The organism is Streptomyces gamaensis, assembly GCF_042656465.1.
Taxonomy (GTDB): Bacteria; Actinomycetota; Actinomycetes; order Streptomycetales; family Streptomycetaceae; genus Streptomyces; species Streptomyces gamaensis.
This window is the reverse complement of sequence record NZ_JBHSPB010000008.1, coordinates 195,878-219,730: the sequence shown is the minus strand read 5'-3', so window position 1 is coordinate 219,730 and position 23,853 is coordinate 195,878. Positions and strand designations below refer to the sequence as shown.

Sequence of the window (23,853 nt, the reverse complement as noted above, 5' to 3'; positions counted from 1 at the left end):
CCCGTACCGGGGCCGGAGCCGTCCACAGGGGCGGCTCCGGCCCCGGTTTCGTTCCGTACCCCGGTACGACCTGACCACCGGTCGGACGCGATGTCCGCTACGGAAAGGTGAAGAACCAATGAAGTTCGGTGTGTTCTCCATGAACACGGACGAGGGCCTCGACCCGCTCGAACTCGCCCGCGAGGCGGAGGGTCTCGGCCTGGAGTCGGTCTTCGTGCCCGACCACAGCCATGTGCCGGTCCACCGCGCGGTCCCCTGGGCCGCGAGTTCCCGGACCGTGAGGATCGCGGACCGCGACGACCTGGGGGACGCGTCGACGAGCGACATGCCCCGCGACTTCCACCGCAACCGCGACCAGCTCCTGACCCTGACCGCGATGGCCACCGTCACCTCGACCCTGCGGCTCGGTACCGGGATCTGCCTGGTGGTGCAGCGCCATCCCATCCAGCTCGCCAAGGAGATCGCCACCCTCGACCAACTGTCGCGCGGGCGGCTGCTGTTCGGGGTCGGTGTCGGATCGCCGTGGAACTACGAGGAGATCCGCAACCACGGCACCGACCCCCGTACCCGGATGACGCTCATGGCCGAGCGGATGGCGGCGATGCAGCGGATCTGGACGAGCGAACAGGCCGAGTACCACGGCGAGTTCGTCGACTTCGACCCCGTCTACTCCTGGCCGAAGCCCTTCCAGAAGCCGTGGCCGAAGACCTTCGTCGGTGGTGACCACCCCAACGCGTTCGACCGGGTGCTCGCCTACGGCGACGGATGGATGCCCGGCCACCACGACGACGCGGGCCTCTTCCGGGCGCGGGTCGCCGAGTTGCAGGAGCGGGCCGCCGCGGCCGGTCGCGGCCGGATCGAGATCACCGTCACGCTCGCCCGTCTCGACCGCCTCGACGACTACGCGGCGGCCGGCGCCGACCGCGTCCTGGTCACGCTCCCGACCGGAGCGGAACGGACGTTCCTCAAGGACGTCGCCAAGGCCGCGCAGCAGTACTGACCCCGACGGTGCCGACGTCCACGCGAAAGGAATCACAGCAATGACACCAGAAGCCACCCTCGCGCGGTTCCGCGAATACATGGTCGGTCCCGCGCGGTTCATGAGTCTGCTGTCCTGCTTCGAGCTGGGCATCATCGACAGACTCCGCGAGCAGCCGGGCCTGACCGCGGCCGAGCTCGGCGAGGCGGTCGGCGCCAAACGGCCGGACGCCGTGGAACAGCTCCTGCTCCTGCTGGTCAAGGAGGGCTTCGTCGCCCACGACGAGGCCTCCGGCGGCTACGTCCTCGACGCGCTCGCGGACGTCGCCGAGAGCGACCTCCGGCGCGCGCTCACCTATATGAACATGATCAAGGTGGTAGCGCTCAGGCAGCTGTTCTACCTCACCGACAGCGTACGCACCGGCACGATCGTCGGCCTCAAGGAGCTCTACGGATCCGACGGGGGAACGCTGTACGACATCGTGGCCGAGCACAAGGATCTGCGGGACGCCTGGTCGACGTTGATGGACAACGTCACCGCCAATATCGACCCCTGGTTCTTCGGCACCATCGACATACCGGCCGGCGCCCGGGTGCTCGATCTCGCCGGGAACACGGGTCTCGGCGCGATCCACACCTACCGGCACAAGGCCTCTCCCGGGCTCCGGGTGACGACCTTCGACCTGCCGGAGAAGGAAACCGAGTGCCTGGAGAACTTCCGGTCGCACGGCGTGGAGGAACACTGCTCCTTCATCGGCGGCAACGTCTTCGACGAGATCCCCCAAGGATTCGACGTCGTGCTCATCAAGCACTTCCTGGACATGTTCGACAGGAGTGACGTCTTCAGGATCCTCGAAGGCGTCAACAAGTCCCTTGAGATCGGCGGCCAGGTCAACATCATGGTGCCGGTGTATCCCGAGGACATCAGGGACACCGACAACTACAACGTCGACTTCTTCCCGGCCTTCTTCATCGGCTGCACCATGGGGCAGGGCGGGCCACAGAAACTGTCGACTTATCAGAAATGGCTGGAGGAGTGCGGGTTCACGGTGACGAACGCCGTCACCAAGGATGCCGCCGACGTGCCGAACGACGTCATCCCCGTGCAGGCCGTCATCTGCGCGACGAAGACCGCCCCCTGCCCCGCGAGGGCGGAACAGGCACGTCGGGCGGGGTGACTTGACAGAGCCCCTCGTCGATCGCACGGCAAGTACTTGTCAGGCGGCCGGACGAGGGGCTCTGGTGGATCACACCAGCCCGACCAGGCACGCCCTCACGAAAGACAGGACACCTCATGCTCACCAGACGCCGTGTGCTCGGCGCAGGAATCGCCACCGCCGCCGCGGGGCTCACCGGCGCCTCGCTGGTGCCCCTGCTCACCGCCGGCGGTGCCGAGGCCGCGAACACACCGGCGCCGACCGGTTCAGCGCCCCCGCCCGTGCCGCTGTTCACGGTGCCGATGCCCCTGATCCCGGTGGCCCGGCCGGTCTCCACCGACGGCGGCGTGGACACCTACGAGGTCACCACGCGCAAGGTCACCAAGGAGATCCTGCCCGGCACCCGGAGCGAGCTGCTCACCTACGACGGACAGTTCCCCGGCGCGACGATCAAGGCACGCCGCGGCCGCCCCGTCGTCATCCGCCAGCGCAACGGGCTGGACGTGCCGATCTCCCGCCATCTGCACGGCGGTTCGGTGCAGCAGGACAGCGACGGCGGTCCGATGGACACCGTCGACCCGGGCGGCGAGCGCGTCTACACGTACGCCAACAAGCAGCCGCACGCCTCGCTGTGGTACCACGACCACGCCCACCACCAGGAGGCGGAGAACGTCTACCGGGGCCTGCACGGCAGCTACTTGCTCTCCGACGAGGCCGAGGACGCGCTGCCGCTGCCCAAGGACGCGTACGACGTGGTGATCCAGATCAGCGACGCGCGCTTCGACGCGACGGGCCGGCTCCAGTACTCCATGGGCGACTGGGCCCGCAACACCCTGCTCGTCAACGGCGCGCCCTACCCGTACTTCGAGGTCGCCGCCCGCAAGTACCGGCTGCGTTTCGCCAACACGTCCAACATGCGCTTCTTCGAGCTGCGCCTCGCGGACGGCGGCGACCTGACACAGATCGGCTCGGACGGCGGGCTGCTGCCGAGGCCGCACACCACCAAGTCCGTCTACCTGTCCTCGGGCGAACGCGCCGATGTCGTCATCGACTTCTCGCGCTACCCGGTCGGCACCCAGGTGGTCCTGCAGAACACCGTGGCCTGGGGGCCGGCCGAGCAGGTCGGCCAGGTGATGCGTTTCGACGTGACGCACACCGCCGACGACCCGAGTTCCGTCCCCTCCGTGCTGCGTACCCTTCCGCCGCTGCCCGCCCCCACAGGCAGCCGCACCGTCGTGCTGCGCATGGACGAGGACGGCCGGGCCGCCCCCAAGGCCTATCTGGACGACAAGGTGTACGACCCCCAGCGGGTCGACGCGTTCGTCCGCCACGGCGCCAGCGAGATCTGGACCGTCACCAACGCCAATACGACGATCCCGCACAACTTCCATATGCACCTGGTGCAGTTCCGGGTGATCGAGCGCGACGGGAAGGCACCGGGGCCCGCCGAGTCGGGCCTGAAGGACACGGTGGTGCTCCAGCCCGGCGAGACGGTCAGACTGCAGGCGACGTTCGACACGTACGCGGGGACGTACGTGTACCACTGCCACATGCTCGACCACTCGGCGATGGGCATGATGGCGACCATGAAGATCGCCTGAACCGTGACCGGCGCGGCCCGACGGGAGTGTCGGCCGCGCCGGTCACGTTTCCCCCGTGCCCGGGGCGGGTGGGTCAGCCGTTGGCGCTCTGGCCGTTCTTGAGCGCGGTGGTGATGTCGGTGACGCGGCGGGCCTGGTAGGCGGCGGACTGGAGGGTGATGTCGGAGGGGGCCTCGCTGCCCGCGTGGGAGGCGCCGTAGGGGTTGCCGGTCTGGAACTGGACGGGGTCGGTGTAGCCGGGGGGCACGATGATGCCGCCCCAGTGGTAGAAGGTGTTGGCCAGGGCGAGGATGGTGGATTCCTGTCCGCCGTGGAGGGTGGTGCTGGAGGTGAAGGCGGAGAGGACCTTCCCGGCGAGCCTGCCCTGGAACCACAGTTGTCCGGTGGTGTCGATGAACGCCCGCAGCTGGCTGGCGGGGTTGCCGTAACGGGTCGGCGTACCGAAGATCACGGCGTCCGCCCAGACCAGGTCGTCCAGGGCCGCCACCTCGACGCCGGGAGCGGTCTCCTTGACGTGCTGGTCCCAGGCGGGGTTGGAGGCAATGGCCTGGGGCGGGGCGGTCTCGGCGACCCGGCGCAGCCGCACGTTCGCGCCCGCCTTCTCCGCCCCCTCGGCAGCGGCCCGCGCCAGCGCGTGCACATTTCCCGTCGCGCTGTAGTAGATCACAGCAACGTTGACAGCCATCACAATCAACTCCCTTGTCCATTGGTGCTTTCCCACGGGTGCTGCCGGTGGTCGCGGCCGTCCGCTCGGGACGGCCGGCTCCGGCGGCCTCCATCAGTACGACGACACAGTCCCTTGTAATGTGAGGTGACGTGCGTCGCTTCCGTGCGGCGCACCGGAGAACCGGTCAGGGCAGGCGCGGCCAAGGGAGTCGGCAACACATGAGCATGCAGTCCGAGTTACAGGACGGAGAGCTCGATCCGGGCCTGAGCACGGTCCTGGGCGAGCACCGACAACTGATCAATCTCGCCTACCGGTTCCTCGGCTCGCTGGCCGACGCCGAGGACGTCGCGCAGGAGACGTACACCCGCTGGTACGCCATGTCCCGGGAACAGCGGGAGGCCATCGCCTCCCCGGGCGGCTGGCTGACGAGGGTCGCCAGCCGCATCTGCCTCGACCTGCTGGGTTCGGCACGGGCCCGGCGGGAGAGGTACGTGGGCGAATGGCTCCCGGAGCCCGTGCCCGACCGCGAGGAGTGGATCAGCGGGCGTTCGGGCGGCTCCGTCGACCCGGCCGACCGGGTCACCCTCGACGAGTCGGTCGACATGGCCTTCCTCGTCGTCCTCGACTCGATGACCCCGGCCGAGCGCGTCGCGTTCGTCCTGCACGACGTCTTCCACTACTCGTTCGCCGAAATCGCGGAGATCCTCGACCGTACGCCGGCGGCATGCCGTCAGCTGGCCTCGTCGGCCCGCCGCCGGGTTCGCGCCCAGCAGCCTCCCGTGACCACCAACGCCCGGCGCGCGGACGTCGTCAGGGACTTCAAACAGGCCTGGGAGGCCAACGACATCGACGCTCTCGTCCGCCTTCTCGACCCCGGTGTCATGACGGTCGCCGACGGCGGCGGCGTCGTCACCGCCGAGCCCCACCCGGTCCAGGGCGGCGAGCAGGTCGCCCGGTTCTTCGTCGATGTCGCGGGCAAGGCCCCCGGTCTGACGATCCTGGAGCGCAGTGTCAACGGCCGGCCCGGTCTGGTGGCCCAGCAGGACGGCGTCACCGTGACGGTGCTGGCGTTCGGCATGGCAGGTGACCGGATCACGAACATCTGGGCCGTGCGGAACCCGGAGAAACTCCGTCCCTGGACGGGCTGACCGTCTCCCCTGCCGGCCGGTGACTACCGGTAGCGCGCGACGAGCGCGTCGGCGTCCTCCGCGCTGAGCTCGACGCCGAACTCCCGTACCAGCAGCCCGGGCAGCTCCTCCGCCGTCACCTGGTGCTTGTCGACCGTGAAGTCCGGCAGGACGGTGATGAGGTCGGTGTTGTACAGCGTCAGGCGCCGCTCGGGCGCGGTCTTCTGGACCAGCAGCTTGTCGTTGAGGGGTGAGCGCGGGTGGGTGGAGGTGAAGTGGTTGGTCATCGTGAAGTCGACCGGGAAGCGCGGCTCGGTCCCCATGGCGTACAGGTCGAACCAGCCGTCCGCGCGCAGTTGTCGCAGCACCAGCGGCCCGGCCGTGCCCGGGGTCGGGGCCTCGCCGCGCACCAGCCCGTACGTCCAGCTCCCCTGCCGCGCCACCTCCCCCTCCCGCAGCCGCAGCGGCGCCAGCAGCCCCTCCGCGCCGAAGCCGACGTCCGTGAGCCACACTTCGCCGTCCAGCTCCACCCGCAGTGACGCGTGCGTGGCAGGGCGGATCTTGTCGACGCCCAGACGGACGCGCGACTGCGTCGCGGTGAAGGTGAAGCCGATCGCCTCCAGGGCCGCGGCGTAGAGGAGGGTCTGCTCGGAACACGTGCCCCCGCGCCGCCGGCGGACCATCTTCTCCTGGAGGGACTCCAGGTCGAGCCGGACGGTCCGCCCCAGGACGACCTCCAGGTTCTCCCAGCTCATCGACGCGATGTGCGCGGCTTGCAGCGCGCTGAGCACCTCGGGCGTCGGCACGCGCTCGCCCTCGTACCCGACACGTGCCAGATAGGCGGCGAGGTCCAACTGCTCCCCGCCCCATAAAGAACCGCTCGGCCCGGCCATGGCTTTCCTTCCGCGACGTCTCTCGGACACTTGCGACCCTAAGAAGCCGCGTGCCGGAAGGCCATCCTCCGCTGGACCTAGTACTCCAGGGGTGTCGCGGTGCCCCGCCCGGTCGGGGGCCGTGCCGTCGCCCGGCTCACTGCCGGCGCCGCAATGCGATCTCCGTGAGTTCCTCGATGTCGAACTCCGAGCGGCCGGGGGTGCCGTAGCGGGTTATCTTCCCGCGGCTCACCCACTTCCGGATGGTCGCCTCGGACACGCCCACGGCGAGGGCGGCCACCTGCGTCGGCACGAGTCTGTGGCGCGGCGGCCTGGTCACGCGATGTCCTTGCGCGGCCGGTCCATGAGGTGCCGCAGGATGAGCCATTCGCGTATCTCCCATGCGTGTCCGAAAGAGCAGCCGATGCTGGTCCTGCCGGCGTTCCCGGTACGGTGCGACGAGGGCTGTATCGTCCCCGCGCAGCCGTCCACGACGCACTTTCCTGCGAACGGGGAGAGACCGCCGTCCTCGGGTTCGACAACGTCCAGCAGTTCCCTGTGCAGGCCCTCGACCTCATCGGCGAAATCGGCAGCGGCGGGCTGGGCGACGAGCCATTCCAGGTGGTCGAGCAGAAAGCGGACCAGGTGGGGGACGGAGCAGGTCGGGGCAGCGACTCCGAGCTTTTCCGCGGTGAGCTCCGACCAGGAATCCAGGACGGCGAGTGCGTTGTTCCTGGCATCGAACGCGGCAACATTGAGATGATCCTGCTTGCGGCTCCCGGAAACTTTCGTCGGGTTTCTTCGCCAGGCCGCCGAAGGCATATGGTGCAGGCATTCCCGGTGAAGGTCGGGAAGCGCCCGCAGGTGGTGTTCCACCTGCCCGGCACAGGGGATGCACAGAGCGGAACCGGCAGCGCGCATTCCCTGTGCATGTTTCCTGGAGCAGGATAAATCGCGGTTCGGAACGCAATCGGTCACGGGCATCCCCCTTGGCGACTGACGAGCGTACGGGGGAGCGCACAACAAGCACCGAAGTTCCCCCGTGGCCTTTAGCAGAGCATGCCCGATTCGGCCGGACAAATCAATACCGTTTCACTGTCAACCTTACGACGGGGCAGCGCACCGGCTTACGCGGGAAGACCGCGAAACACGCTGTCGACATTTCCCCGGGAAACATATTCGCCAGTAGTTCGTCAATGGAGTCCCCGCTCCTTGTCCGGGTCGCACGGCCGGACCACGGATTCGTCGGATCCGCCGGGCGGAGAAGGTGACAGACCCCGGGTCACCGCGTCCGCACTCCCCGCCCCCCTCCGGCCGTCCCGTGCGACGATGACCCGGCGACGCCCGGCTGCCCGGGGGGAAGGTCTTCGGCCCCTTCGGCGTCGACGCCGCGCGCACCTCTTCAGACGAGCGCGACAGGAGTGGAACACCGCAATGGCCAGCGCCCCCGCCACCCAGCCCACCGCTCACATCGGCGTCACCGGGCTCGCCGTCATGGGCAGCAACCTCGCCCGCAACTTCGCCCGCCACGGCCACACCGTCGCGGTCCACAACCGCACAACGGCCCGTACCAAGGCCCTCGTCGACGAGCACGGCCACGAGGGGGCCTTCGTCCCCGCCGAGACCGCCGAAGAGTTCGTGGCGGCCCTCCAGAAGCCCCGCCGCATCATCGTCATGGTCAAGGCCGGCGAGGCCACCGACGCCGTCATCGACGAGTTCGCCCCGCTCCTCGACGAGGGCGACATGATCGTCGACGGCGGCAACGCCCACTTCCTCGACACCCGCCGCCGCGAGAAGGCCCTGCGGGAGAAGGGCATCCACTTCGTCGGCACCGGCATCTCCGGCGGCGAGGAAGGCGCCCTCAACGGACCAGCCATCATGCCCGGCGGATCGGTGGAGTCCTACAAGGCCCTCGGCCCGCTGCTGGAGTCCATCGCCGCCAAGGCCCCCGACGGCAGCCCCTGCTGCACCCACATCGGCCCCGACGCCGCCGGACACTTCGTCAAGATGGTGCACAACGGCATCGAGTACGCCGACATGCAGCTCATCGCGGAGGCCTACGACCTGCTGCGCCGCGTCGCGGGCCACTCCCCCGCCCGGATCGCCGAGATCTTCCGCTCCTGGAACACCGGGCGCCTGGACTCCTACCTCATCGAGATCACCGCCGAGGTGCTGGCCCACACCGACGCCGCCACCGGCGCGCCGTTCGTGGACATCGTGGCGGACGAGGCCGAGCAGAAGGGCACCGGCCGCTGGACCGTGCAGAGCGCCCTGGACCTCGGGGTCCCGGTCTCCGGCATCGCCGAGGCCGTCTTCGCGCGTTCCGTCTCGGGCCACCGCGACCTGCGCCGGGCCGCGAGCGCGCTGCCGGGGCCCCGCCGCGAGGCGCTCTCCCCGGCGGAGGCCGAGGAGTTCGCGGCCCGGGTCGAGGCGGCGCTGTACGCCTCGAAGGTCGTCTCCTACGCCCAGGGCTGGAACATGATCGGCGCCGCGAGCGCGGAGTACGGCTGGGACATCGACCTCGGCGCGGTGTCCGCGATCTGGCGCGGCGGGTGCATCATCCGGGCGGCGTTCCTCGACCGCATCCGTGCCGCGTTCGCGGCGGATCCCCAACTGCCCACGCTCCTCGCCGACGAGGACTTCGCGGACGAGGTCGGCACGGCGCAGGACGCCTGGCGTTCGGTCGTCTCGACGGCCGTCGCGCACGGCGTGCCCACCCCGGGCTTCTCGGCGGCGCTCGCCTACTACGACGCGCTGCGCGCGGACCGGCTGCCCGCCGCCCTCACCCAGGGGCAGCGCGACTTCTTCGGCGCGCACACCTACCGGCGCACGGACCGGGCGGGCTCCTTCCACACCCTCTGGAGCGGGGACCGCGACGAGGAGCAGACCGGCTGAACTCCCTGGTGGAACGCGACATTTGACGGCCCGTCAGCCGAATGTCGGCGCGCGCCCCGGAGCGGGCGCCCCGTACGGCCGAGTGTGCCGACGTCCGATGGCTCCCGATCCGCCGCTTCTGCCCTGACCTGCTTCTTTGCAGGTCAGGGCAGCGTCAAGGGACACCGTGGCGTAGACCGGGCCGTGGGCATGGGCTTAACTTATGGGCCATGACCTCCCCCCGCAGCACCTATGGCGGTGGCTACCGCTCCACGCCGTCCTTCGCGGACACCCCGATCTACGACAGCCTCGTCGCCGAGCGGGGCACCCCCCAGATCGCCCCCATCCGGGTCTCCGCACCGTTCGACGGCGGCAGCCAGCTGCCCGCTCTCCCCGCCCTGCCCTCGGCCCCCGCCGCGCCCCAGCCCCCGGTCGCGCCCCAGGCCCAGCAGCCCGGCTACGCGGCGCACACCCCGCCGTACGGCTACCAGGCGCCCGCTGCGCCGCAGCCCCCGGGCCTGCAGCAGGCCCCGGCGCCGTACATCCCGCAGCAGGCGGCGGCACCGCGCGGCTACCCGGGCGCGCAGCCGTACCAGCAGCGCCCGGTCTCCCCCGCGAGCCCGTCGAGCCCGTCCGCGGGCCCCTCGGGCGCGGTGTCGACGAGCCCGTCGGGCTTCGAGGCGATGCGCCCGGTCGCGCCCCGCCCGGCGCCCGCGCCGTACGAGGACCCGTACCAGCGCCCGTACCAGGGCCAGGGCGGCTACTGAGCCGGCCGGCCACCGGTCCGGTCCGGGGTGTCCCGGCTCACCGCGGGCGCCCCGGGGCGGGGGCCGGGCCCGGTGGCAAGATAGCGGCATGTCCGCACCTGTACTGACTTCGGTCCACTTCTACCCCGTCAAGTCGATGGCAGGGTCGACGCCCGACGAGGCGGCCGTGGAGCCGTGGGGGCTCGCCGGGGACCGGCGGTGGATGGTCGTGGACGAGCACGGCTCGATGATCACTCAACGGCAGGAGCCCCGGCTCGCGTTGGCGTCGGCGTTCCTGCTGGACGGCGGTGGTGTCCGGCTGTGCGCGCCCGGCATGGAGCCGCTCGACGTGGCCGTGCCCGCCGTGCCGGGCGGGCAGGGCACGGTCACGGTGCGGGTCTTCCGCGACAGCGTCCAGGGGGTGCCTGCGGGGGCCGCCGCCGGGGAGTGGCTGAGCGCGTATCTGGGCACCGCGGCCCGCCTGGTGCACCTGGACGCCCCCGAGGTCCGTCGCCCCGTCGATCCCGGTTACGGGCGGCCCGGGGAGACGGTGAGCTTCGCCGACGGCTTCCCGCTGCTGCTCACCACCACGGGCTCGCTCGACGCGCTCAACTCCCTGATCGCGTCGGGCGATCGGGCCGCGGAAGGGCCGCTGCCGATGAACCGCTTCCGGCCGAACGTGGTCGTGGGCGGCACCGCCGCCTGGGCCGAGGACGGCTGGCGGCGCATACGCGTCGGCGAGGTGACCTTCCGCGTCGTCAAACCCTGCGGACGCTGCGTGGTGACCACGACAGACCAGCGCACCGCGCTGCGCGGCAAGGAGCCGCTGCGCACGCTCGCCCGGCACCACCGCATCGGAAAGCAGGCGGTGTTCGGCCAGAACCTCGTCCCGGAGCACACCGGTGTGCTGCGTGTCGGCGACACCGTCGAGATCCTCCAGTGACACCTCCCGTGGCACCTCCGGTGACACGTCCACCGGCACGGCCGCCGGCACGTCCGGGCGTGCCGTAGTCCCGCCGACCGTCAATCTTCCGCCGACAACAACCCCCGCACGGGGTGATTTTGGTCTCTCCGTCGCCTACCACCGCATGTGCCGCCTCCGGTGAGGTATTTACGGACGCGGAAGGGGGTGAGCGGAATGCGCGCCACGACATGGTGGACCTGGCGCTGGCGCCGCAATCCACTGCGCCGCCGCACCGATGTCCTGGAGGCCGCCCTGGGGGTGGCCGCGTTGGTCCTGATGCTGCTCGCCGGTCCGGCCGTCGGCTGGGCGACGGGATCGCTCGCCCACCGGGCGCTGCTGGAGACCGCTCGCGAACAGCAGCTGCACCGGCACCTGGTGACGGCCACGACCCTGCAGGTGCTGCCGGGCCGGGCCGCCGAGACGGAGACGGAGGCCGCGGCCGGCCGCGAGGGCCACCATCGGGTGATCGCCGGCTGGCCGGGTCCGGACGGCAGGCAGCTCTCCGGCCAGGTCGCCGTCCGCCGGACGCCGAGCCCCGGTTACCGCTTCCCGCTGTGGACCGACGACCGGGGGCGGGTCGCGGGCCGTCCCATGGACCGCGGCACGGCCGCCGTGCAGGCGGCCCTCGCCGGGGCGGGTGCCGCCGCGGGCGCGGCGGGAGCGGTCGAGGGGATGCGCCGGCTGGTGCTGTGGCGGATGCTGCGCCGGCGGTACGCGCGCTGGGAGCTGGCCTGGGAGCGCGCGGGCCACACCTGGGGCCGGGCGGACGCGGGCAGCTGACCGGTCAACTCCCGCGGCCCGCGCGCGCTACGGTGGGTCCGGCCGGCACGCACACGTCCCGGAGGAACGCAGTACGCACGAGGTGGGGGCGGAGCAAGCACCATGGCACAGGGCCCGGTCGTCCAGGTGACGCACGCCGGCACGTCGCGCTGGAGGCGGCGCACGGGCGAGTACGACTCGCTGTCCGCCGCGCTGGAGGCGGCCGGTGACGGGGACGTGCTGTCCGTGGCGCCGGGCACCTACCGGGAGAACCTGGTGCTGGCCCGCGCGGTCACGCTGCGCGGCACCGACGGCACGCGCGGTGTGGTGCGCATCGCCCCGGCCGACGGCGTGCCCGTGACCGTACGGGCCTCGGCGGCGCTGGAGGACCTGCACATCGAGGGGCAGGACGCGGCGTCGCCGGCGCTGCGGATCGACTGCGGGGCACCGGAGTTGGCGGGGCTGCGGATCGTCACGCGCTCCTCGGTGGGCATCGAGGTGCGCGGCGGGGCCCGGCCGGCGGTGCGCCGCTGCGCGGTCGACAACGCCGGCGGGGTGGGCATCGCCGTGCTCGACGGGGCGGGCGGTCTGTTCGAGGAGTGCGAGGTCGAGGCCGCCGGCCAGTGCGGGGTCGCGGTGCGCGACGGGGCCCGGCCGCGGCTGGAGCGCTGCCGGGTGCACCACACCTCGGGCGCGGGCCTGTCGCTGACCGGCGAGGGCAGCGCGCTGGAGGCCGTCGGCTGCGAGGTGTACGAGGTCAGGGGCGCGGGCGTGCAGGTGACGGCGCGCGCGGCGGGCCGGCTCACCGACTGCCGGGTGCACCGCACGTCGGGGGACGGCGTGACCCTGGACACCGACGCGGTGCTCGCGCTGGCCGACTGCGCCATTCACGACGTGCCGGAGAACGGGGTCGACCTGCGCTCCCGCTCGACGCTGGCCATGACGCGCTGCACCGTGCGCGGGTTCGGCCGCAACGGGCTGTCGGTGTGGGACCCGGGCACCCGCGTCGAGGCGGACCGGTGCGAGATCCACGAGGCGACCGGCGACTACCCGGCGGTGTGGGTGAGCGACGGGGCGAGCGCGGCGCTCGACTCCTGCCGGGTGCGCGACGTGCCGGACGCGGTCTTCGTGCTGGACCGCGGTTCGCGGGTGGACGCCCGCGACAGCGATCTGGCCCAAGTCCGCGGCACCGCCGTGTCGGTGAGTGACGGCGCGGCCGCGCATCTGGAGGACTGCCGGATCCACAAGGCCGCGACCGGGGCCTGGTTCCGCGACCACGGCAGCGGCGGGGAGCTGACGGACTGCGTGATCGACGCGACGGCGACCGGCGTCATCGTCACCAAGGGCGCCGACCCCACGGTGACGCGCTGCACGGTCAGTTCACCGGTGGAAGCGGGCTGTTACGTCTCGGCGGGCGGCAGGGGCACCTTCGACGACTGCCGGGTGACGGGCAGTGAGGGCTACGGCTTCCACATCATCGACGGCTGCCGCACGACGCTCAGCCGCTGCCGTACGGAGCGCTGCGCGCGCGGCGGTTACGAGTTCGCCGAGGCGGGCCCGGTCAGCGAGGGCTGCACGAGCGACGAGCACGACAGGGCCGTCGGCCTCTCCTCGCCGGTGCGGCCGGTGGCGGCGGCCACGGCCGTGGAGACGGCCCCGCTGCGGCCGTTGGGCAGCCTCGGGGTGCCGGTGCAGCGCTCCCAGGAGGGGCCCGCCCGGCGCTCGCCGGCGACGGTGCTGGGCGAACTGGACGCGCTGGTGGGCCTGGAGAGCGTCAAGCGGGAGGTCCGCGCGCTCACGGACATGATCGAGGTCGGGCGGCGGCGGCAGGAGGCCGGGCTGAAGGCCGCCTCGGTCCGCCGCCATCTGGTCTTCACCGGCTCGCCGGGGACCGGCAAGACCACGGTGGCCCGGCTCTACGGCGAGATCCTGGCCTCTCTCGGGGTGCTGGAGCGCGGCCATCTGGTGGAGGTCTCGCGCGTGGACCTCGTGGGCGAGCACATCGGCTCGACCGCGATCCGCACGCAGGAGGCCTTCGACCGGGCGCGCGGCGGGGTGCTGTTCATCGACGAGGCGTACGCGCTGGCCCCCGAGGACTCGGGGCGGGACTTCGGCCGGGAGGCCATCGACACCCTGGTGAAGCTGATGGAGGACCACCGGGACGAGGTCGTGGTGATCGTCGCCGGGTACACCGAGGAGATGCGGCGTTTCCTGACGGTCAACCCCGGTGTGGCGTCGAGGTTCTCGCGCACCATCACCTTCGGGGACTACGGGCCGCGGGAGCTGCTGCGGATCGTGGAGCAGCAGGCGGAGGAGCACGAGTACCGGCTCGGCGCGGGGGCGGCCGAGGCGCTGCTCGCGTACTTCACGGAGCTGCCCAAGGGGCCGGCCTTCGGCAACGGCCGCACCGCGCGGCAGACCTTCGAGGCGATGGTGGAGCGGCACGCGGGCCGGGTCGCGCAGCTCGCCGAGCCCAGCACCGAGGAGCTGACCCTGCTCTACCCGCGCGATCTGCCCGCGCTGCCCTGAACGGGACGGCCGGCGGCGGGTGCCGGGGCGCGTGGGAGGATGAGCGCGCACATCGGACGGCGGCTGACCGGAAAGGACGGGCCGGATGAGCGAGACCCGAAATCTCCTGGCGGAGCAGCGGCGTGCCCTGATCCTGGACGAGGTCCGACGGCGCGGCGGGGTGCGGGTCAACGAGCTCACACGGCGGTTGCGGGTCTCGGACATGACGGTGCGCCGCGACCTGGACGCGCTGGCCCGGCAGGGCGTCGTGGAGAAGGTGCACGGCGGCGCGGTGCCCGTCGCGGAGGCGACGACGCACGAGCCCGGCTTCGAGGCGAAGTCGGTGCTGGAGCCGGACGCCAAGCAGGACATCGCGCGGGCCGCGGCGGGGATGGTGGCGCCGGGCAGCGCGATCGCGCTGGCGGGCGGGACGACCGCGTACGCGCTGGCCCAGCAGTTGCTGGAGATCCCGGACCTGACGGTGGTGACGAACTCGGTGCGGGTCGCCGAGGTCTTCCACGGCGCGCGGCGGGCGGCGGGCGGCGGGGCTGCCGCGCCGCGGCCGGGCGCGGCGACGGTGGTGCTGACGGGCGGGGTCCGCACGCCCTCGGACACGCTGGTCGGCCCGGTGGCGGACGCGGCGATCCGCTCGTTGCACTTCGACGTGCTCTTCATCGGGGTGCACGGGATATCGGCGGAGGCCGGGTTGTCGACGCCCAACCTCGCCGAGGCGGAGACCAACCGGCACTTCGTGCGCTCGGCGCGGCGCGTGGTGGTCGTGGCGGACCACACCAAGTGGGGGACGGTGGGCCTGAGTTCGTTCGCCACGCTCGACGAGGTGGACGCCCTGGTGACGGACGGGGGTCTGCCGGCCGCGGCGCGCGCGGAGATCGCCGAGCGGCTGCCGCGGCTGGTGGTGGCCGAATCGGGGCCCGGCACGGCGGAGTTCTGACTGCCGGCCGGGTGGGGCCACGGCTTCGTGGCCGGGCCCCGTCGGGGCTATGGTGTGCGCGCCCCAAGCGCCCGACCGACCGATGGGTGGTGTTCTTCCCATGGCCCGCACGCTCCGCCCCGTAGGGCTCGACTTCGCCGACAGCGCACCGCTGCGCTTCTCCTTCGCGACCCGGCTGGCGGCCTCGCCGCAGGAGGTCTACCGCGCTCTGGCCGAGGACGTGACGGGCTGGTCCCGCTGGTTCCGCGTGGTGACGCTGGCGCGGCCCCTGGAGTCGGCGGGCCGCAGGGGGCGCGAGGTGCGGCTGTTCGGCGGGGCGTGCTTCATCGAGACGGTGATGGCCGAGGAGCCCGGGCAGCGGTACGCGTACCGGGTGGAGGCCACCAACGCGCCGGGGCTGCGGGCGCTGTTGGAGGAGTGGCGGCTCTTTCCCGCGGGGCAGGGCACGGTGGTGCGGCTGGGGTACGCGGTGGACGCCTCGGCCCCGGCGCGGCTGGCGCTGCTGCTGGGCCGGCCGGTGCTGCGGCACTCCTTCCACGACGCGGTGCGCAGGCTCGATCTGCGGCTGGCGTCGCTGCGCGCACACGCCGTATGAGGCCGCATGACGCCGCATGACGCGCCACCGGGTTGACGCCGCGTCAGTTCCAGTGGCCGGTGGCGAGGAACGTCTCGATGGTGGCCGCGTAGGGTGCGATGTCCAGGCCCTGTGCGGTGAGCCAGGTGTCGGAGTAGTAGGTGTCGAGGTAGCGTTCGCCCGGGTCGCACAGGAGGGTGACGACGCTGCCGTGCTCGCCGCGGCCGAGCATCTCGGCGACGATCCGCAGGGCGGCCCACAGCCCGGTGCCCGTCGAGCCGCCCGCCTTGCGGCCGATGGCCGTCTCCAGCGCGCGCACCGCCGCGATGCTCGCCGCGTCGGGCACCTTCATCATCCGGTCGATGGCGCCGGGCAGGAAGCTGGGTTCCATGCGGGGCCGGCCGATGCCCTCGATGCGCGAGCCGCGTTCGCTGCGGGCGTCCAGGTCGTGGTTGCGCCAGCCGTCGAAGAAGCAGGAGTTCTCCGGGTCGGCGACGCAGACGCGGGTCGGCTGGGAGAGGTAGCGCACGTAGCGGGCGATGGTCGCGGAGGTGCCGCCGGTGCCGGCCGTGGCGACGATCCAGGCGGGCACCGGGTGCCGTTCCAGGCGCAGTTGGCCGTGGACGGACTCGGCGATGTTGTTGTTGCCGCGCCAGTCGGTGGCCCGCTCGGCGTAGGTGAACTGGTCCATGTAGTGGCCGCCGCACCGCCGCGCGAGCTCGGCGGCCTGCGCGTACATCGAGCGCGGGTCGTCCACGAAGTGGCACTGTCCGCCGTGGAATTCGATGAGGCGGCACTTCTCGCGGCTCGTGGTGCGCGGCATGACGGCGACGAAGGGCACGCCGACGAGCCGGGCGAAGTAGGCCTCGGAGACGGCGGTGGAACCGCTGGACGCCTCGATGACCGGGGTCTCGGGGCGGATCCAGCCGTTGCACAGCCCGTAGAGGAACAGCGAGCGGGCGAGGCGGTGCTTGAGACTGCCCGTGGGATGGGTGGACTCGTCCTTGAGGTAGAGGTCGACGTTCCACTCCTCGGGCAGCGGGAAGCGCAGCAGATGGGTGTCGGCGGAGCGGTTCGCGTCGGCCCGCACCTTGCGGACGGCCTCGGCGAGCCAGGCGCGGTAGGCGGAGTCGCTGCGGTCGACGTCGAGGGTGGGGGCAGGTCCGGGGGGCTCCCCCGGGTTCGCTGAGCTGTCCACGCGCCGCTCCTCGCGCAGTCGGTCCGGGATGGTGCGGACGTTTCGATCATAAAGGGGCACTGGTGTCCGGGCCTCCGCACAGGCAGACTGCGCAGCAGGCACACGATTCGGCCGGGGAGGCGGTTGTCGTGGCGGAGCCGGAGTTCAACGCGACCGGGGTGCGCATCGAGCGGTCCCTGCGTTCCCTCACCCGGGCCGGCCAGGTGAAGATCAGGGACGGCCGGCTGGAGCTGCTCACCAGTTACGGGCGGGAGATCGACAGCGCTCCGCTGGCCTCGGTCCAGGCCGGCAAGCCGTGGTTCGCCGCCCGTGACCGGGCGCGGGCGACCCTCAACGGCACGCGCTACGTGCTGACGTGGGGCGGCGCGGACGGCGGGGCCGAGGGCGCGGGCGGGGAGGATGCCGTGCGCGGCTTCCTGCGGGCGGTGCGTTCCGCGCGGGGGGACCGCACGGGGGGCCGATGACCGCCGGAGTTGCGCCTGTGGCCGTGCGGCCCGACCCTTGACCTGTACCAGCATCACCGAGAGTTCACGGGTGACTACGCTCCGGATCCGGGGCTCCGGCCGTCCGCCGGGCCGGCGGTCCCTGGCACCGGTTCCGGACTCAGCGCGTGTCAGAACGCCTGCCTGCGTCAGGCCAGCCCTACTTCTTCAGGGAGTCGCAGCCGTGATCAGCCGACCGAACAAGCACTGCACCGTGGAGCTCCAGGCCCTCCCCCCGCGGATCGGCCAGGTCCGCAGAATCGTATCGGCGCAGTTGCGCTACTGGCATCTCGATCCGCTCATCGACCCCGCGGCGCTCGGCGTCACCGAGCTGTTGACCAATGTGCACCGGCACGCGGAGCCGGACAAGCGCTGCACGGTGGAGATCGACCTCGTACTGGACCGGCTCACGGTCTCGGTGCGCGACCACGACCCCCGGCTGCCCCGCGTCGGCGAGGTCTCCGCCGGCAGCACCCACGGCCGGGGACTGGCCCTGGTCGCGGCAGTGAGCGCGGCCTGGGGCGTGCAGGAGCGCCACGACGGCGGCAAGGTCGTCTGGTTCACCCTGTCCGTCCCCAGGAGCATCGCCCCGTTCACGGCCCCCCGGCCGGTGCGGATCGACCGGACCTCCGTCACCTTCGAACCGCCCTCCGTGCAACTGCCTCCGCCGGAGGGGCCGTTCAGGGAGCCGGCGGCGGACCACGAGCTCTCCCCGGTCCGTTCGGCCGTAGCCGGCTGACCTCCTCGCCGACGGGCTGCGGCGCGCGACTCCCCGCCGTTTTCTTGGGGTACGCGTGCGCGCACGCGTACCCCAAGAAAACGGGTGTCAGCCGAACGCGGCCAGCGGGTCGTCGAGCACGGGCTGCCAGGCCGCTTCCGCGGCCCCGATCAGACTGTTGTGGTCGAGCGTGCAGGGCAGGATCGGGACGCTGCCGCTGCGCCCCCACAGGCTGCGGTCGGCGACGACGGCGCGCAGCCGCTCGGGGTCGGCGTCCAGCAGCTCGCGGTGGAGACCCCCGAGGATGATGCGGTCCGGGTTGAGGATGTTGACCAGTCCGGCGAGCCCCAGGCCGAGCCGGTCGATGAGCGACTCGGCGGCGGACCGCACGGAGGGGTCCGCGTACCGCGTGCGCAGCAGGTCGCGGGACTGCCGCAGCAGCGATCCCTCCGGGTCCGGGGTGCGGCCGGCCGCCGCGAGGAAGGCGAGGGGATCGGCCTCGACGTCCAGGCAGCCGCGGCTGCCGCAGTGGCAGGGCAGGCCCGCCGGGTTGACGGTGAGGTGCCCGACCTCCAGGGCCAGGCCCGAACTGCCGCTGTGCACCCGCCCGTCGAGGACGAGCGCGCCGCCGACGCCGCGGTGGCCGGTGGCCACGCACAGCAGGTGCCGGGCGCCCCGGCCGGCGCCGTGCCGGTGCTCGGCGAGGGCCGCGAGGTTGACGTCGTTGCCCGTGACCGCGGTGACCGGCGAGCCGTCGGGGCCGGTGACGCCCGCCTTCGCGACGGACTGCGCGAACAGCGCGCGCACCGGGGAGCCGACGGGCCAGGACAGGTGCAGGGGGTTCAGGGCGGTGCCGTCCGGTTCGGCGACGGCCGAGGGCACGGCGAGCCCGGCGCCCAGACAGCTGCGGCCGGTCTCGCGCAGCAGGGTGGCGCCCGCCTCGACCACGGCGTCGATGATGTGCGAGGGATCGGCGGGGACGGGCATACAGCCGGGGGCGGTGGCGACCATCCGGCCTCCGAGGCCGACGAGGGCGGCGCGGAAACCGTCGGCGTGGATCTGCGCGGCGAGGACCACCGGTCCGTTCGGCGCGACGGCGAGCCGGTGCGAGGGGCGGCCCTGGGAGCCCGCGGCCGCCGGATGGGAGTCGACCTGGATCAGGCCGAGGGCCTCCAGCTCGGCGGCGACGGCCCCGGCGGTCGCCCGGGTCACGCCGAGTTCGGCGGTGAGCACGGCGCGCGTGGGGGCGCGTCCGGTGTGCACGAGCTCCAAGGCCGGCCCCAGAGCGCTGCGGCCGCGCTCCAAACGTGTTGTCCGAGTCTGGGTCACGCCCCTATTCTCACTTTGTGCCGACGCTAAACAAAACACGGAGTGCCACGCCCGGGCCGCCGCGGGCGGGCGCGCCCGCTCCCGCCCTGCGCCGCCTCCGCACCGCGCTGACCGTCTTCTTCGCCCTCGACGGCTTCCTCTTCGCCGGCTGGGTCGTCCGCATCCCCGCGATCAAGGAGCAGACCGGGGCGTCCTCCGGGGCCCTCGGGCTGGCCCTGCTCGGCGTGTCGGCGGGGGCCGTCGCCACGATGACGGTCACCGGCCGGCTGTGCGACAGGTTCGGCAGCCCGCGCGTGACCGTCGTGGCCGGGGCGCTGCTGTCGCTGGGGATCGTTCTGCCCGCGCTGGCGCGCTCCGCGCTCTCCCTCGGTCTGGTCCTGCTCGTCTTCGGCGCCGCCTACGGCGGTATCAACGTCGCCATGAACAGCGCGGCCGTGGACCTCGTCGCGGCGTTGCGCCGTCCCGTGATGCCCGGTTTCCACGCGGCGTTCAGCCTCGGCGGGATGCTCGGTGCCGGCCTCGGCGGGCTGGTGGCCGGGGCGCTGGCACCCGGGTGGCATCTGCTGCTCCTGACCGTCGTGGGACTCACCGCCGTCGCGGCGGCGGGTCCGGCCCTGCTGACGGCCCGGGACACACGGCCCCGGCGGAGTACGGACCCCGGCGGCCCCGGCGGCGACGGACGGCCCCGGCACCGGCTGCTGGTGGCGGTGTTCGGGCTGATCGCGCTCTGCACGGCCTACGGGGAGGGGGCGCTCGCCGACTGGGGCGCGCTGCATCTGAGCCAGGACCTCGGGGCACGCGCGGGCGTCGCGGCCGTGGGCTACTGCGCGTTCGCGCTCGCCATGACCGTCGGGCGGCTGACGGGCACCCTGCTGCTCGAACGGCTCGGGCAGACGCGGGCGTTGGCGGCGGGCGGGGCGACCGCCGCGGCGGGCATGCTGCTCGGCGCGCTCGCTCCCACGGTGTGGGCGGCGTTCCTCGGCTTCGCCGTCACGGGGCTGGGACTGGCCAACCTCTTCCCCGTCGCGGTCGGCCGGGCGGGCGAACTGGCGGGACCGGGCGGGGTCGCGGCCGCGTCGACCCTCGGCTACGGCGGCATGCTGCTGGGCCCGCCGGCGATCGGCTTGCTCGCGGACGGGCTCTCCCTGCCGATCGCCCTGACGACGGTCGCGGGGCTCGCGGCGCTCGCCGCGGTGATCGCGCTCGCCACCCGCGGGCTCGTGGAACGCGCCACCGGGGCGGGCTGAACCGCCCTGCCCCGCACGGCGCGTGTCAGTGACGGCTGCCAGACTCGGGGCATGGAGATTGCCGAGCACATCGAAGCGCTCGACCGCGAAGGCGCGCTGCTGGCCGACGCGGCCGTGCGGGCCGGGCTCGACGCCGCCGTGCCGACGTGTCCGCGGTGGCGGGTGCGGGAGCTGCTCTCGCACACGGGGCGGGTGCACCGCTGGGCGGCCCGGTACGTCACGGAGTCGCGCACGGCCCCGGAGCCCCTTCCGGACGACCCCGGGCTCGACGGCGGCGCCCTGGTCTCCTGGTACCGCGACGGCCACCGCGCCCTGGTCGAGGCGCTGACCGCCGCCGAAGCGGGCCTGGAGTGCTGGACCTTCCTCGACGCGCCCTCGCCGCGCGCCTTCTGGGCGCGGCGGCAGGCCCATGAGACGACCGTGCACCGCGCGGACGCCGAGGCCGCGCTCGGGGCCGGTCTCTCGCCCGTGGACCCCGGCTTCGCCGCCGACGGGCTGGACGAGCTGCTGGCTTTCCACGCGCTGGAGGCCGGCAAGGTGCGCGCGGCGCCGCCGCGCACGCTGCGGCTGCGGGCCACGGACTCGGGCGCGGTGTGGACGGTCCGCCTCTCGGACGCACCGCCCCGCGTGGAGCGTACGGACCGGGGGGCGGCCGACTGCGAGCTCTCCGGTACGGCGTCGGAGCTGTATCTGACGGCGTGGAACAGGCTGCCGCAGACGTCGGTGACGGTCGCGGGCGACGCGGCGGTGGCCCGGCTGTGGCGGGAGCCGTCCGCGATCTGACGATGCATCAGGAGATGACGGAGGGAAAGGGAGCAGCCGTGGAACGGGCCGACTGGCAGTGCGGCGGGGTGCGTTGGCAGCGCTGCGGCCCCGCGCTGCTGTGGCTGCGCCCGGTCCACGGGGAGCGGCTGTCCGCCCTGCTCCCCGAGCGGCAGGTGGCGTTCACCATCGGCGCCGTCCGCCGGTGTGCGGGGGTGCGGCGGGGCGGCCGGCACACCCCGTGTCCGGCGGACGCCCGGATACCGGGGGCGGCCGTGTCCGCGCAGTGCCCGCAGTGCGCCCGGCTGGACCGGTCCCGCTCGGTGGCCGCGGACACCGCCGCCGACGACCCCCGCCCGTACGACGTGTATCTGGCCTGGTTCGGCCCGGGTCTGCTCAAGGTGGGCATCACGGCGGCCGAGCGCGAGGGGACGCGGCTGCTCGAACAGGCCGCGCTGTCCTCGGCGTTGCTCGGACGCGGCCCGCTGATGGCGGCCCGCCGGGCGGAGGCGGTGCTGGGCGCCGCGCTCGCGGTCCCGGACCGCTTCCCGTACGCGGTCAAGCGTGCCGCCCGGCATCCGGCCGCGCCCCGGGAGCAGCGCACGGCGGAGCTCGCCGCGCTCCACGGGCGGGCGCGGGCCCTCGGCACCCTGCCCGAGTCCCTCGCCCTGCGGGACTTCCAGCCGGTGCACCACGACGCCGTGTACCGCCTCGACCGGCTGCGCCCGGACTGCCAGGTGGCCGAACCGGCCCCGGGGCGAACGGTTTCGGGCCGGGTGGCGGCCGTGGCCGGGCCCGACGCGTATCTGGACCTGGCGGACGGGCGGCAGGTGCTCCTCGACGGCCGGCGGCTCGCCGGATGGCCCCTGCTCCCGGCGGCGCCGGGGGCCGTGACGACGATCGACGTGCGGAGAGCGGAGCCGGCCGGACCGGACGCGCTGTTCTGAAAGGGCCGGGGCGGGCGTCGGCCGGACCGGCGTCAGTCCCGCGAGCCGGCCGCTTGCCTCTCCCCCTGCTGCTCCTCCCCCTCGGCGGGGAGCCCTATCTGCTGCGCCAGGCCGCGCACGGCGTGCGCGAAGAAGGCCTCCCGCGCCTCCACCACCTGGTTGAACTGCCCGAACAGCTCGAAGCCGATGAGCCCGAAGAGCTGGGCCCAGGCGGCGACGAGCGCGGCCGTGGCCGGGGCCGGCAGCCCGGGCGCGAACTGCGCGGCGAGCCGCTCGACATCGGTGTGCACGGTGGGCGGCAGGGAATCCGGCCTCGGGGTCCGCAGCCTGCCCGCCGCGTGGGCGTCCCGGGTGATCGCGACAAGGGCCAGCGCCACCCGGCCGGCGGGCTCTACGGTCGTCAGCGGCGCGGTGTATCCGGGCACGGGCGTGCCGTAGATGAGGGCGTACTCGTGGGGGTGCGCGAGCGCCCACGTACGGACGGCCCGGCAGACGGCCGTCCAGCGGACCGCGGGCTCGGCCGGGCCGATGTCGGCGAGGGCGCGCTCGGCGGCGGCGCCCACCGCGTCGTAGGCGTCGACGATGAGCGCCGTCAGGAGGTCGTCGCGGCTCGGGAAGTAGCGGTAGAGCGCGGAGGAGACCATGCCGAGCTCACGGGCCACGGCGCGCAGGGACAGTTTGGCGGCGCCCTCCTCGGCGAGCTGACGGCGCGCCTCCTCCTTGATGGCCGCGGTGATTTCGCTGCGGGCCCGCTCCCTGGCTCCTCGGATCGCACTCATGGGTCCCAGTCTGCCAGCGCGCGGGAGCATCGACCAGAAAAGAGAGCGCTGCTCTTGCGCGACGGGCCGGAAGCGAGCACACTGATCTCAGACGAGAGCACCGCTCTCATTCCGAACGGGGGCAGTCATGGCGCACTACATCGAGCCCGGGCGGCTGGAGGCCCGGCTCGTCCACGGCACGGTCGGCCGCCTCGCGCGGTACGGGCTGAGCCTCGCCGGGACCCAGGAGTTGCAGGTGCGGGGGCGCGGCACCGGCGAGTGGCGGCCGGTGCCGGTCAATCCGCTCGATCTGGGCGGCGAGCGCTTCCTGGTCTCGGTGCGCGGGGAGTCCCAGTGGGCGCGCAATCTCCGGGCCGCGGGCGCCGGCCGGCTCCGACTGGGGCGCGGGGTCCGGCCGTTCAGGGCCGAGGAGCTGCGCGACGAGGAGAAGCCGCCGGTGCTGCGGGCCTATCTGCGCCGCTGGGGCTGGGAGGTCGGACGGTTCTTCGACGGGGTGAGCGCGCGGTCCGGGGAGGCCGAGCTGCGTCGCATCGCGCCGCGGCACCCGGTCTTCCGGATAGCCGTCGACGGCTGACGCCGGTCCCGGCACGGCAGGCACCGGGGCCGGCGTCG

At 73.0% G+C, this 23,853-nt stretch carries 24 protein-coding genes; 17 read left to right on the top strand and 7 right to left on the bottom strand.

Annotated features, from left to right (window positions below; genetic code table 11):
- Positions 1-118 precede the first annotated feature (118 nt).
- The 3 genes from ACFP1Z_RS15625 (at position 119) to ACFP1Z_RS15615 (ending at position 3,736) form a co-directional block, all read left to right on the top strand.
- Positions 119-1,000, top strand: a complete 882-nt coding sequence (locus ACFP1Z_RS15625) for an LLM class F420-dependent oxidoreductase (protein WP_390316905.1) — start codon at positions 119-121, stop codon at positions 998-1,000.
- Between the two features lie 40 nt (positions 1,001-1,040).
- Positions 1,041-2,156: a methyltransferase gene (locus ACFP1Z_RS15620; RefSeq protein ID WP_390316904.1), complete on the top strand. Its 1,116-nt coding sequence runs from the start codon at positions 1,041-1,043 to the stop codon at positions 2,154-2,156.
- A 116-nt stretch (positions 2,157-2,272) separates the two neighbouring features.
- Positions 2,273-3,736 (top strand): multicopper oxidase family protein, encoded by a 1,464-nt coding sequence (locus ACFP1Z_RS15615; protein WP_390316903.1) that lies wholly within the window; start codon positions 2,273-2,275, stop codon positions 3,734-3,736.
- 73 nt (positions 3,737-3,809) lie between these two features.
- Here ACFP1Z_RS15615 and wrbA read toward each other — a convergent pair whose 3' ends face one another.
- Positions 3,810-4,421: an NAD(P)H:quinone oxidoreductase gene (wrbA, locus tag ACFP1Z_RS15610; protein WP_390316902.1), complete on the bottom strand. Its 612-nt coding sequence runs from the start codon at positions 4,419-4,421 to the stop codon at positions 3,810-3,812.
- A gap of 200 nt (positions 4,422-4,621) precedes the next feature.
- Between wrbA and sigJ the strand changes: the two genes are divergently transcribed.
- The gene (sigJ, locus tag ACFP1Z_RS15605) at positions 4,622-5,551 is read left to right on the top strand and encodes an RNA polymerase sigma factor SigJ (protein WP_390316901.1); all 930 of its coding nucleotides are present in this window, start codon (positions 4,622-4,624) and stop codon (positions 5,549-5,551) included.
- 23 nt (positions 5,552-5,574) lie between these two features.
- On the opposite strand, the gene ACFP1Z_RS15600 is transcribed toward sigJ, so the two are convergent.
- The 3 genes from ACFP1Z_RS15600 to ACFP1Z_RS15590 form a co-directional block, all read right to left on the bottom strand.
- A complete protein-coding gene (locus ACFP1Z_RS15600; protein ID WP_390316900.1) occupies positions 5,575-6,423 on the bottom strand; it encodes an arylamine N-acetyltransferase family protein in 849 nt (282 codons plus the stop codon).
- A 136-nt stretch (positions 6,424-6,559) separates the two neighbouring features.
- The gene (locus tag ACFP1Z_RS15595) at positions 6,560-6,742 is read right to left on the bottom strand and encodes a MerR family transcriptional regulator (protein ID WP_390316899.1); all 183 of its coding nucleotides are present in this window, start codon (positions 6,740-6,742) and stop codon (positions 6,560-6,562) included.
- Entirely contained in the window at positions 6,739-7,380 is a 642-nt protein-coding gene (locus ACFP1Z_RS15590; RefSeq protein ID WP_390316898.1) for a hypothetical protein, read from the bottom strand. Before ACFP1Z_RS15590 ends, ACFP1Z_RS15595 begins: the two co-directional genes overlap by 4 nt.
- A 456-nt stretch (positions 7,381-7,836) precedes the next feature.
- On the opposite strand from ACFP1Z_RS15590, the gene gndA reads away from it, so the two are divergent.
- The 7 genes from gndA to ACFP1Z_RS15555 all read left to right on the top strand — a co-directional run bounded on the left by gndA (position 7,837) and on the right by ACFP1Z_RS15555 (position 15,800).
- Entirely contained in the window at positions 7,837-9,297 is a 1,461-nt protein-coding gene (gndA, locus tag ACFP1Z_RS15585; RefSeq protein WP_390316897.1) for an NADP-dependent phosphogluconate dehydrogenase, read from the top strand.
- Between the two features lie 209 nt (positions 9,298-9,506).
- Entirely contained in the window at positions 9,507-10,043 is a 537-nt protein-coding gene (locus tag ACFP1Z_RS15580) for a DUF6643 family protein (protein WP_390316896.1), read from the top strand.
- A gap of 88 nt (positions 10,044-10,131) precedes the next feature.
- Positions 10,132-10,965, top strand: a complete 834-nt coding sequence (locus tag ACFP1Z_RS15575) for an MOSC domain-containing protein (RefSeq protein WP_390316895.1) — start codon at positions 10,132-10,134, stop codon at positions 10,963-10,965.
- A 195-nt stretch (positions 10,966-11,160) separates the two neighbouring features.
- Positions 11,161-11,766, top strand: coding sequence for an Rv1733c family protein (locus ACFP1Z_RS15570; RefSeq protein WP_390316893.1), 606 nt, complete (start codon positions 11,161-11,163; stop codon positions 11,764-11,766).
- 102 nt (positions 11,767-11,868) lie between these two features.
- The gene (locus ACFP1Z_RS15565) at positions 11,869-14,274 is read left to right on the top strand and encodes a right-handed parallel beta-helix repeat-containing protein (protein WP_390316890.1); all 2,406 of its coding nucleotides are present in this window, start codon (positions 11,869-11,871) and stop codon (positions 14,272-14,274) included.
- Between the two features lie 85 nt (positions 14,275-14,359).
- Positions 14,360-15,205 (top strand): DeoR/GlpR family DNA-binding transcription regulator, encoded by an 846-nt coding sequence (locus tag ACFP1Z_RS15560; RefSeq protein WP_390316889.1) that lies wholly within the window; start codon positions 14,360-14,362, stop codon positions 15,203-15,205.
- 100 nt (positions 15,206-15,305) lie between these two features.
- Entirely contained in the window at positions 15,306-15,800 is a 495-nt protein-coding gene (locus tag ACFP1Z_RS15555; protein WP_390316888.1) for an SRPBCC family protein, read from the top strand.
- A gap of 43 nt (positions 15,801-15,843) precedes the next feature.
- Here the strand turns inward: ACFP1Z_RS15555 and ACFP1Z_RS15550 are convergent, their stop codons facing one another.
- A complete protein-coding gene (locus tag ACFP1Z_RS15550) occupies positions 15,844-16,977 on the bottom strand; it encodes a PLP-dependent cysteine synthase family protein (protein WP_390316887.1) in 1,134 nt (377 codons plus the stop codon).
- Between the two features lie 128 nt (positions 16,978-17,105).
- Here ACFP1Z_RS15550 and ACFP1Z_RS15545 point away from each other — a divergent pair, with 128 nt between their 5' ends.
- Entirely contained in the window at positions 17,106-17,441 is a 336-nt protein-coding gene (locus ACFP1Z_RS15545) for a hypothetical protein (protein WP_390316886.1), read from the top strand.
- 202 nt (positions 17,442-17,643) lie between these two features.
- Complete coding sequence (locus ACFP1Z_RS15540) at positions 17,644-18,198, top strand: ATP-binding protein (RefSeq protein WP_390316885.1); 555 nt, start codon at positions 17,644-17,646, stop codon at positions 18,196-18,198.
- An 87-nt stretch (positions 18,199-18,285) separates the two neighbouring features.
- Here ACFP1Z_RS15540 and ACFP1Z_RS15535 read toward each other — a convergent pair whose 3' ends face one another.
- The gene (locus ACFP1Z_RS15535) at positions 18,286-19,506 is read right to left on the bottom strand and encodes an ROK family protein (RefSeq protein ID WP_390316884.1); all 1,221 of its coding nucleotides are present in this window, start codon (positions 19,504-19,506) and stop codon (positions 18,286-18,288) included.
- Positions 19,507-19,523: 17 nt separating this feature from the next.
- Between ACFP1Z_RS15535 and ACFP1Z_RS15530 the strand changes: the two genes are divergently transcribed.
- The 3 genes from ACFP1Z_RS15530 to ACFP1Z_RS15520 are packed head-to-tail and all read left to right on the top strand — an operon-like array spanning position 19,524 to position 22,462.
- Positions 19,524-20,753 (top strand): MFS transporter, encoded by a 1,230-nt coding sequence (locus ACFP1Z_RS15530; RefSeq protein ID WP_390316883.1) that lies wholly within the window; start codon positions 19,524-19,526, stop codon positions 20,751-20,753.
- 51 nt (positions 20,754-20,804) lie between these two features.
- A complete protein-coding gene (locus ACFP1Z_RS15525) occupies positions 20,805-21,536 on the top strand; it encodes a maleylpyruvate isomerase family mycothiol-dependent enzyme (RefSeq protein WP_390316882.1) in 732 nt (243 codons plus the stop codon).
- Between the two features lie 14 nt (positions 21,537-21,550).
- Positions 21,551-22,462 (top strand): DUF2797 domain-containing protein, encoded by a 912-nt coding sequence (locus ACFP1Z_RS15520; RefSeq protein ID WP_390316881.1) that lies wholly within the window; start codon positions 21,551-21,553, stop codon positions 22,460-22,462.
- A 32-nt stretch (positions 22,463-22,494) separates the two neighbouring features.
- On the opposite strand, the gene ACFP1Z_RS15515 is transcribed toward ACFP1Z_RS15520, so the two are convergent.
- Positions 22,495-23,241 carry a TetR/AcrR family transcriptional regulator gene (locus ACFP1Z_RS15515; protein WP_390316880.1) on the bottom strand — a complete coding sequence of 249 codons (747 nt, stop codon included), beginning with the start codon at positions 23,239-23,241 and terminating at the stop codon, positions 22,495-22,497.
- 127 nt (positions 23,242-23,368) lie between these two features.
- Between ACFP1Z_RS15515 and ACFP1Z_RS15510 the strand changes: the two genes are divergently transcribed.
- Positions 23,369-23,815 (top strand): nitroreductase/quinone reductase family protein, encoded by a 447-nt coding sequence (locus ACFP1Z_RS15510; protein ID WP_390316879.1) that lies wholly within the window; start codon positions 23,369-23,371, stop codon positions 23,813-23,815.
- Positions 23,816-23,853: the final 38 nt, after the last annotated feature.